Here is a 7,396-nt window from a genome sequence, read left to right on the forward strand (position 1 = left end):
GACGCGAGGCGCCAGTGTCGGGCCGCGCGGCCTGGCGCGACAGCGGCGCGCGGGACAACGTCCGACAGGATCGGGCCAACGTGCCAACCGCCTACGACAGCGCGGCGGTTCGCGCACCCGGCTGCGTGCGGCCGTACGCGACCATCATCGCGAAGCTGAGCAGGAAGCCCACGCCACCGATCAGCAGCAGGCCGATCTCGCCTAACACGGGCAGCAGGTTCGTGAGCGCGCCCGTGACGACCCACGCGACGGCCATCACCGAACCCGCGACGCCGAGCGCCCAGCCTTGCCTGTCCTCGCTGACCGCATCGGAAAACGCCGTGTACATCGTCGTATACGCGACCATGTCGAAGCAGCCGACGACCATCGCGAGCGCCCACAGCACCGGCTCGTGCGGGAACAGCGCGGACAGGACCTGGCCGATGCCCGCGACGAGCAGGCCCGCCTTCGCGATGTCGACCACACGCCACACACGCAGCATCAGCCGCACGACGAACAGCAGCCCGAACACGAAGCAGAGCCCGATTACGCCGCTGAACAGCCCGAGCCGTGCACTCGTGTAGCCGAATTTCGCCTGCAGCAGCAGCATGATGGTCTGCAGGTAGAGCCCGTAGCCGACCTGCATCAGGAAGAACACCACCGACAGGAACGCGACGTTGCGCTGGCGGGCGGCCTCCCCGATGATCCGCAGCGGCAGCAGCGGATCGATGCGCGTGTCGCCGCGCGGTGCGGCCGAATCGCGATACGACGCCCAGGTCCAGAACGCGCAGACCAGCGACAGCGCGGCGACCAATACGAACGGCGTGCCGTAGTCGAACAGCGGCGAAATCGAGCGGTCGGACGTCACGCCGCCGAGCACGGGGCCGACGATCACGCCCGCGCTGAATGCGAGCGACATGATGCTCATGTTGTACGCCTTGTTCTCCGGCGTACTCAGGTCGGTGATCGCCGCCTGCGCGATGCCCTGGCAGCCGGCCATCAAGCCTGTGAGCCCACGGCCGGCCAGCAGCAGCGCGACGCTCGCATGCCACGCGCCGGCCGCCATCATCGCGTAGCCGGCCGCGAGACCGAGCACGCACAGCAGCAGGATCCTGCGGCGGCCGTAGCGATCCGACAGGTCGCCCATCAGCGACGAGCCGAAGAACATGCACAACGGGTAGACCCCGTAGCCGAGACCCAGGTAGAAATTGCGCGCATGCGCGCCGGCGTCGGCCGGCAGGATGCCCGCGTGCGGATCGCTGAAGATCGCGGACATCATCGGATACACGAGCCCGAATCCCATCGCGTCGATCGCGATGGCGAGCAGGCAGGGGCCGAGCAACTTGTAGTCGAGCCGGGACATGGCGACCTTCCGGACAGAGTGGATGATCGCCCAAGCGTAATGACCGGACGGCGGCCGCGGTAGGCCGCCGCCCGCGATGCTAAGCATCGGCAGGACCGATACCCTGCCTGCCGCCCGGGCCGATGGCTCGCCGGTGCGGGCAGCGGGCCACGGCCGCTACTTGGCGCTCACCGGCTCGCCCTGAAACTGCCGGCGTGCGAGCACGCACGGCGCGCCGTCGTGCATGAACACGCTCGCGAGCAGCCCGAACGATGCCGCGAACAGCACATACCATGTGGGTGCGACAGGCGACCCGCTCGCGTGCGTCAGCCACGTGACGATGAACGGCGCGAAGCCGCCGAACACCATCACCGCGACGTTGTAGGCGAGCGCGATGCCGGTCGAGCGCGAACGCGTCGCGAACTGCTCGGCGAGCGTGGTCGGCGCGGGCCCGTAGCAGATGCCGATGATCGTGCAGATCACGAGCTGCATCACGAGCAGGCGCCCGATGCCCGGCGCGGCGGCCAGCCACGTGAACAGCGGATACGTGACCGTCAGCAGCGCCAGCGTGCCGGCGATCAGCACGGGCCGCCGGCCGATGCGGTCGGACACGAGCGCCGCGAACGGGATCGTCACCGTCAGCAGCGCAACCGCCGCCATCTGCACCTTGAATACCTGGTCGAGCGGCAGCCCGAAGGTCTTGTGCACGAACGTCGGCATGTTGACGAGCATCACGTAGAACACGGCCGTTCCGGTGATGGTCTGCCCCATCGACACCAGCACGCCGCGCAGGTTGTCGCGCAGCACGCCCGACACGCTCGCCGGCGGCTCGACGGTCGACTTGCTCGCGTCGAGGAACGCCTCGGTCTCCTCCATGTGCCGGCGGATCCACAGGCCGACCGGCCCGATCAGCAGCCCGAGCGCGAACGGCACGCGCCAGCCCCAGCTATGCAGCGCCGCCTCCGACAGCGACTGCGTGGCCCACGCGCCCATCGCGGCGCCCGAGAACACCGCGAGACACTGGCCGATCAGTTGCCACGATCCGTACAGCCCGCGCCGGTTTTCCGGCGCGCTTTCCACGAGGAACGCGGTCGCGCTCGCGTATTCGCCGCCGGTGGCGAAGCCCTGCAGCAGCCGCGCGACGACGATCAGGACCGGCGCCGCCGGGCCGATTGCCGCGTACGACGGCGCGAACGTGATCAGCGCGATCGACAGCGTCATCAGGAAGATGATGAGCTGCATCGCGGCCTTGCGGCCCTTGCGGTCCGCATAGAGCCCGAGCAGGATGCCGCCCACCGGGCGCATGAAGAAGCCGACGCCGAAGGTCGCGAGCGACATCAGCAGCGATGCGTACTGGCTCTCTGCGGGAAAGAACAGCCGCGCGATGATGCCGGAGAAGAAACCGTAAACGATGAAGTCGTACCACTCGAGGGTGTTGCCGACGACAGCGGCAACCACCTGCCGATGCCGCGAGTTCCGACGTGAGTCGCGCATGCTTGTCTCCTGCTGTCTCATGGCGCCGCGCCGCATGCATGCCGCGTTCCTTGGCTGGCATGGGCGAACCGGCTGTTCGTATCGCCGGCCGGTGAGGCACGGGCCCGCACCATCGGCGTAAGACGATCATAGGGACGCCGAAAACCCGCATCAATTAATGCCCGCGGCAGATGATTAGCCGGAGATTAAATGTTTCCCCGCCGGGCTCCGCCATGCGAAAACCCCGGAAATTCGCGCATTGTTGCAACCCCGGTTCTGCGGCAGAATCGTCGGCCGCCCTTCCCGTCGTCCGCACCATGCGCAACCGCATCAACGAAGAGATCACGTTCCGCAAGCTCGAGGTGCTGCTCGCCTTCATGGAAGCCGGCAGTCTCGCGAAGGCCGCCGAGGCGCTGGGCGTCAGCACGGTCAGCGTGCATCGCGCGCTGCACACGCTCGAGGAAGGGATGCACTGCGCGCTGTTTCGCCACGAGGGGCGGAACCTGATTCCGACCGACGCCGCGCAGGTGCTCGCCGAAGTCGCGGGCGAGGTGCTCAAGACGATGACGGACGGGATCCGCTCGACGCGCGAGGCGGCCGGCTACGGCGCCGGCCAGTTGAAGATCGGTTCGCTCTACTCGCTGACGATCCGCACCGTGCCCGAAGTCGTGATCGCGTTGAAGGAGCGCCGCCCCGAGCTGCAGGCCGAGCTCGTGCTCGGCTCGAACGCCGACCTGCTCGACAAGCTCCGGCAAGGCGCGATCGACGCGACGCTGATGGCGCTGCCCGAACCGGACGCCGAGATCGAATCGATCGCGCTGTTCGAGGACGAGATGTTCTTCGCCGCACCGATCGACTCGCCGTACGCGCGGCACGGCGCGATCGATCTGTGCGCGTGCGGCGACGCGCCGTTCGTGTCGCTCGGCGAAGGCTTCGCGACGCATCATGGCTTCACGGAAGCGTTTCGTTCGGCCGGCGTCACGCCGAACGTCGTGATGCGGGTGGGCGACATCTTCTCGCTGATCAACCTCGTGTCGGGCGGCGTCGGCTGTTCGCTGCTGCCCGGCCGCGTGCGCGACCTGTTCGCGCACAAGATCGCGCTCGTGCCGCTCGCCGGGCCCACGATCCGCCAGACGATCGGCTTGAGCTTCCTGCACCGGCGCGAACGCGACCCGAACCTGCTCGCACTCGCAACCGTGTGCCGGCTGACGGTCAAGGGGCCGAACGCGCGTTAGCGCGCGGATCGCCCGGCCGACAGCGCGTCCCTTCTCCGTTCGGCTTCGCACACCTGCATCGTCGCGCCCCTGGCGCGCCTGCTCCCCCGTCACGCTACGACAAAGCGCGCGCACTCATCCGTTTGGACGGCACGCGGCGCGCGCTTTGTTGCGATCATGGCCGTCAATCATCGCGCGGCACGCACACGTGCGTCCGCCACGGAGACGCCATGAACGACCCTGTACTCGGCCCCATCGACCAGATCGGCTACGTGGTCGCCGACCTCGACCGCAGCATCGCGCGCTGGCGCGCACGCCACGACGTCGGCCCGTGGACCGTATTCCGCAACGTGCGCCTCGACGGCACGCATCTCGGCGAACCCGTGACGGTCACGATGGACGTCGGGCTCGCGTATCGCGGCGATCTGCAGATCGAACTGATTCACGTGACGAACGACGCGCCCTCGCCGTACCGCGATGCGCACAGGCAGCCGCTCGTCGGGCTGCATCACGTCGCGTGGGTCGTCGACGATCTCGATGCCGCGCTCGCGCAGCTCACGGCCCGCGGCCTGCGTGTCGTGTTCGACGCACGCAACCCGGCCACGCGCGTCGCGTATCTCGACGACGCCGACGATCCCGGCGTGCGCGTCGAAGTGATCGAAGGCGCCGGCATGCGCGACATGATCGCGCACGGCATCGCCGAAGCCCGCGCATGGGAAGGCGCCGATCCGGTTCGCATCATCGACGCGGCGGCCGCCTCCGCGTAGGCGGCCGCGCGCGCCCCTCTCACTCACAGGAGCAACAGCATGAAACGACTCGAAGGCAAGGTGGCGCTGATCACGGGCGGTGCCCGCGGCCAGGGCGAAGCGGAAGCGCGCAGGTTCGTGGCCGAAGGCGCACGCGTGGTGATCGCCGACGTGCTGGACGAAGCCGGCCAGCGTGTCGCGGCCGAACTCGGCGACGCAGCACGTTTCCAGCATCTCGACGTGACCCTCGAAGCCGACTGGCAGACTGCCGTCGATGCGACACTCGCGCAGTTCGGCCGGCTCGACATCCTCGTGAACAACGCGGCGATCCTGAAGCTCGTGCCGATCGAAGCATGCTCGCTCGACGACTATCGCAAGGTGATCGACGTGAACCAGGTCGGCTGCTGGCTCGGCATGAAGTCGGCGCTTGGCGCGCTGAAGGCGGCGGGCGGCGGCTCGATCGTCAACGTGTCGTCGACGGCCGGGATGGAAGGCGTCGCGGGCGGCAGCGCATACGTATCGAGCAAGTTCGCGGTGCGCGGGATGACGAAGGCCGCCGCGCTCGAATTCGGCCGCTACGGTATTCGCGTGAACTCGGTGCACCCGGGCGGCATCGATACGGTGATGGCGCGCCCGCCCGAATTCGCGGACTTCGATCCGTCGTCGATCTACAGCGGCCTGCCGATCGCACGCATCGGCAAGCCGGACGAAGTGGCGAGCCTCGTGCTGTTCCTCGCGTCCGACGAATCCGCTTATTGCACGGGATCGGAATTCATCGTCGACGGCGGGATGCTCGCTGGCAGTTCGTTCCACTAACTCGCATCCAGGTCAACGCACGCCCGCCAACCCGGCGGGCGTTTTCGTTTTCGCTTTCGTCGGCATTTGCGGCCCGCCGCATGGAAAGTACGGCCGCCCCCCTCAGGCAACCACACGCCCGCAAACGACAATGCCACCGGCGGCTCTCCCGCGCGGCGGCATCGTCATTTACGGAGCAACGCACCACGCGCCGCTTTTACCCCTTCGGCTGGATCGCCGGTGCGCCATTGCCGCGCGCCACCTGCATGCCGCCGCGCACGAAGCGTCGCCCGCGCGGACCGTACACGCCATCCGGTTCCGGATACAGCGTCAGCAGCACGAAATACAGCACCCCGCCCACCAGCAGCGACACCGGCACGCTCAGGTCGAGCCCGCCCGCGAGGTTGCCGAGCGGCCCGACGAACTGGCCCGGCAGGTTCACGAACGACAGACCGACGAACGCGGCCGGCAGCCACGCGCCCATCGCGCGCACGTTCCAGCCATGCGTGAACCAGTAGTGGCCGCCGCGCAGCCCGCGGTTGAACACCTGCAGGTCATCCGCGAGATAGTAGCCGCGCCGGGTCACGTAGCCGATCACCATGATCGCCATCCACGGGCAGCTGAACGTATCGATCAGCGTCGAGAACGTCGCGACGCTTTCGACGAGGTTGAACCAGAAGCGGCCGACGAAGATGAATGCGATCGCGATCGTGCCGATCAGCAGCGTCGCACGCACGCGGTTCAGCAGGCGCGGGAACATGCTCGATACGTCGAGGCCGGTGCCGTACAACGCGGTCGTGCCGGTCGACATCCCGCCGATGATCGCGATCAGGCACATCGGCAGCAGGAACCAGCGTGGCGAGATCGCGAGCAGCCCGCCGACGTAGTCGTTCGACGCGATGAACGCGGGCGCCTTCGTCGCGATGATCGTCGCGGTCGCGAGGCCGAAGAAGAACGGCACGAAGGTCGCGATCTGCGCGGCGAACACGGCGCCCATCACGCGATGTTTCGGCGTGTTCTGCGGGATGTAGCGCGCCCAGTCGCCGAGGGTCGACGCGAACGAGACCGGGTTGCTCAGCGCCACCAGCACCGCGCCGACGAACGCGGCCCAGAAGCCCGCGCTGCCCTGCTGCACCGTGCCGGCATAGTTCATGTCGAACAGGCCGGCGAACGCGAACAGGCCGGCGACGAACAGCACGCTCGCGGCCCACACGGCGATCTTGTTGACCCACAACATGAAGCGGAAGCCGTAGATGCAGACGATCAGCACGAGCACCGCGAACACCATGTAAGCCGCGCCGAGCGTGAAGCCGTTGACGGGCACGCCGACCATGTTGTGCGCACCGCCGACGAGCGCGTCGCCCGAGCTCCACACCGCGAGCGAGAAGAACGCGATCGACGTGAGCAGCGCGAGGAACGAGCCGACGATCCGGCCGTGGATGCCGAAATGCGCGCCGGACGACACGGGGTCGCTCGTACCGTTGCGCGGGCCGAACAGGCTCATCGGCGCGAGGATGCAGGTGCCGGCGAGCACGCCGAGCACGATCGCGCAGACACCCGCCTTGAACGACAGCCCGACCAGCACGGGAAAGCTGCCGAGCACCGATGTAGAAAATGTATTGCAGCCGCCGAACAGCAACCTGAACAGATCGATCGGTCGCGCATAGCGCGATGCATCGGGAATGCGCTCGAAACCGAACGACTCGACCTGCGTAATCCTGCCTTCACTCATTTGTCTCCTACTCCTCTGGTGCGTCTGTACTGCCCGGGACTGCGGCGATACGACACATCGTCATCGATTCGCGGCCACTCTAAACCGGATCGCGCGGCGCAAATATCACGCATTC

General features: G+C 67.7%; 6 protein-coding genes. 3 read left to right on the forward strand and 3 right to left on the reverse strand.

Features of this window, described 5'->3' with window-relative positions; all coding sequences use genetic code 11:
* Positions 1-91: 91 nt before the first annotated feature.
* Complete coding sequence (locus tag G3O00_RS37750) at positions 92-1,342, reverse strand: MFS transporter (RefSeq protein WP_206146056.1); 1,251 nt, start codon at positions 1,340-1,342, stop codon at positions 92-94.
* Positions 1,343-1,498: 156 nt separating this feature from the next.
* On the reverse strand, positions 1,499-2,815 hold the full coding sequence (locus tag G3O00_RS37755) for an MFS transporter (protein WP_206146057.1): 1,317 nt from the start codon (positions 2,813-2,815) through the stop codon (positions 1,499-1,501).
* Between the two features lie 296 nt (positions 2,816-3,111).
* On the opposite strand from G3O00_RS37755, the gene G3O00_RS37760 reads away from it, so the two are divergent.
* The 3 genes from G3O00_RS37760 to G3O00_RS37770 all read left to right on the forward strand — a co-directional run bounded on the left by G3O00_RS37760 (position 3,112) and on the right by G3O00_RS37770 (position 5,570).
* Positions 3,112-4,029, forward strand: coding sequence for a LysR family transcriptional regulator (locus G3O00_RS37760; RefSeq protein ID WP_206146058.1), 918 nt, complete (start codon positions 3,112-3,114; stop codon positions 4,027-4,029).
* 209 nt (positions 4,030-4,238) lie between these two features.
* Positions 4,239-4,775 carry a VOC family protein gene (locus G3O00_RS37765; protein WP_206146059.1) on the forward strand — a complete coding sequence of 179 codons (537 nt, stop codon included), beginning with the start codon at positions 4,239-4,241 and terminating at the stop codon, positions 4,773-4,775.
* Positions 4,776-4,814: 39 nt separating this feature from the next.
* Positions 4,815-5,570: a glucose 1-dehydrogenase gene (locus tag G3O00_RS37770; protein WP_206146060.1), complete on the forward strand. Its 756-nt coding sequence runs from the start codon at positions 4,815-4,817 to the stop codon at positions 5,568-5,570.
* A 196-nt stretch (positions 5,571-5,766) separates the two neighbouring features.
* Here G3O00_RS37770 and G3O00_RS37775 read toward each other — a convergent pair whose 3' ends face one another.
* Positions 5,767-7,281, reverse strand: coding sequence for a cytosine permease (locus tag G3O00_RS37775; protein ID WP_174932583.1), 1,515 nt, complete (start codon positions 7,279-7,281; stop codon positions 5,767-5,769).
* Positions 7,282-7,396 lie beyond the last annotated feature (115 nt).

This window comes from Burkholderia sp. Ac-20384 (assembly GCF_017104605.1).
GTDB classification, from domain to species: domain Bacteria; phylum Pseudomonadota; class Gammaproteobacteria; order Burkholderiales; family Burkholderiaceae; genus Burkholderia; species Burkholderia lata.